Annotated in this window: 2 protein-coding genes; one reads left to right on the forward strand and one right to left on the reverse strand. The window is 45.5% G+C overall.

The features are described 5' to 3' along the window. The coding region (gene glyS, locus A3729_RS10180) for a glycine--tRNA ligase subunit beta (protein ID WP_068633779.1) at window positions 1-1,590 on the forward strand (1,590 nt) is incomplete at its 5' end. A 174-nt stretch (window positions 1,591-1,764) separates the two neighbouring features. On the opposite strand, the gene A3729_RS10185 is transcribed toward glyS, so the two are convergent. Next, a partial coding sequence (locus A3729_RS10185; protein ID WP_156497866.1) for a TAXI family TRAP transporter solute-binding subunit occupies window positions 1,765-2,332 on the reverse strand: 568 nt, incomplete at its 5' end.

Genomic DNA, 2,332 nt, shown 5'->3' on the forward strand with positions numbered 1-2,332 from the left:
CTGCAGTGGGTATTGATGATTTTCGGTGATGAGGTTGTAGAAGGCAGTATTCTGGATATTCCAGCTGGTCGAAAGACTCGCGGTCACCGCTTCCATAGTCAGGGTGAGATTGAAATTACTAAAGCAGATGACTACGAAGTTCTATTGTTAGAGCTAGGCAAAGTGATTGCAGATTATGATCAGCGTAAGGAAAAGGTTCGTCAGGGTGTGACGGCTGCTGCTGAAGGTATTGGTGGTGTGGCTGTGATTGATGAAGACTTGTTGGACGAAGTCGCGTCTCTAAATGAGTGGCCCGTACCTTTAGTCGGCCGCTTCGACGAGCGCTTTTTGGAGGTGCCGACAGAAGCACTGATTTCTTCGATGAAAGAGCATCAGAAGTATTTCCATGCTTTGGATAAGAATGGCGAGATGCTACCAAACTTCATCACGCTAGCGAATATCGAAAGTAAGGACCCTCAGCAGGTAATTCAGGGTAACGAGCGTGTTATTCGTCCTCGCCTGGCAGACGCGGCCTTCTTCTTTGAAACGGATAAGAAGTCCACTTTGGCCTCGCGTCGTGAGCAGTTAAAGAAAATTGTCTTCCAGAGTAAATTGGGAACGGTTTACGATAAAACTGAACGTGTATCAAAGCTAGCTGCGAAGATTGGCGCAGCAATTGGTGGCAATGCGTCCGATGCAGAGCGTGCAGGAGAGCTAGCTAAATCTGACCTGGTGACAGAAATGGTTCTAGAGTTCTCTGATTTACAGGGAACCATGGGTTATCATTATGCTGTGCACGATGGAGAATCTAAAGAAGTTGCTTTAGCGTTGAATGAGCAGTACATGCCTAAGTTTGCGGGCGACAGCTTGCCGACCACAAAAACGGGTTGTGCACTTTCTATTGCTGAGAAACTTGATTCACTGGTTGGTCTATTTGGTATCAATCAGCCTCCAACGGGTACTAAAGACCCATTTGCCTTGCGCCGTGCTTCTTTAGGTGTGCTTCGAATCATTGTTGAAGAGCAATTGGATCTTGATCTGGTTGACCTAATTAATTGGTCGCTAGAGCAATACGAAGGCTTGGAAAACAATAGTGTCCAAGAAGACTTATTGAACTACATGTTGGAACGTTTCCGTGCCTGGTATCAGGATGAAAATGTATCTGCTGAAGTCTTCTTAGCGGTTAACGCTCGTAGGCCTACACGTCCGGTCGACTTTGATCAGCGCATCAAAGCGGTTAGCAACTTTTTGGGCCTCGAAGCGGCTTCAGCCTTATCGGCAGCCAATAAGCGTGTTTCCAATATTCTGGCGAAGAATAAGGGCGAGTTGGCAGATCAGGTCGACCAGAGTAAGCTGATTGAGCAAGCTGAAAAGGATTTGGCAGCTCAGGTAGATAGCCTAGCAAAAACTGTAACGCCATTGTTTGACCAAGGTAACTACCAAGCTGCTTTGACTGAGCTATCAAGTCTTCAAAAAGTTGTTGACCAGTTCTTTGAAGATGTCATGGTTATGGCCGATGATGAAGCGTTGAAGAATAATCGCTTAGCCTTGTTGAGTCAGCTGCGCGAGCTATTCCTGCGAGTGGCAGATATTTCGCTGCTTTCTAAGTAGCACCTAAGCACTAAGTTAGGCTTTCCCTTCTTGCTAGCAAAGCACTGCTCATTCGAGTGGTGCTTTTTTGTTTCTGGTCTTAATCTCTTGCAGAGGTTTTTTCTTCGCGCTTGATTAAGCTTGTGCTAACCCTCTAGTGGGCCACAGAACAACTGAAAGAATATTGGCAGCTGACTAATTCAACAAACCTACTTCTTTGTAGTAGCGAACTGCTCCGGCATGTAAGGGGGCTGATAAGCCTTCTTTAACCATTTTGGTCTTATCGAGAGCATGGAATGCAGGGTGAAGTTTTTTAAACTCGAGGAAATTTTCAAATACTGACTTGGTTAACTGGTAGATAACCTCGTCGGGTGTATCTTTAGAGCTTACTAGTGTCGCACCTACGCCAAATGATTTTATTTCATTTGGGTTGCCTCGGTACATACCAGCCGGAATGGTGACTTCGTGATAATATGCGTTGTCAGTGACTAGCTGATTAACTTCGGAACCTTCAACATCAATAAGAATGCTATCGCAATCTGAGGTCGCAGCTTTAATCGAGGCGCTAGGATGCCCAGCCATAAAAATCATGGCATCAAACTGCTTGTCGCATAGTGCTTTTGATTGATCTGAGGAGCTGAGTTCAGATACTTGTGAAAAAAGGCTGCTTCCCCAGCCGAGTGCCTGCATGAGAATTTCCATAGTGGCACGATGACCAGAGCCTTTATTACCTATATTAATTCGTTTACCTTTCAGGTCATTT

Source organism: Oleiphilus sp. HI0043, assembly GCF_001634935.1.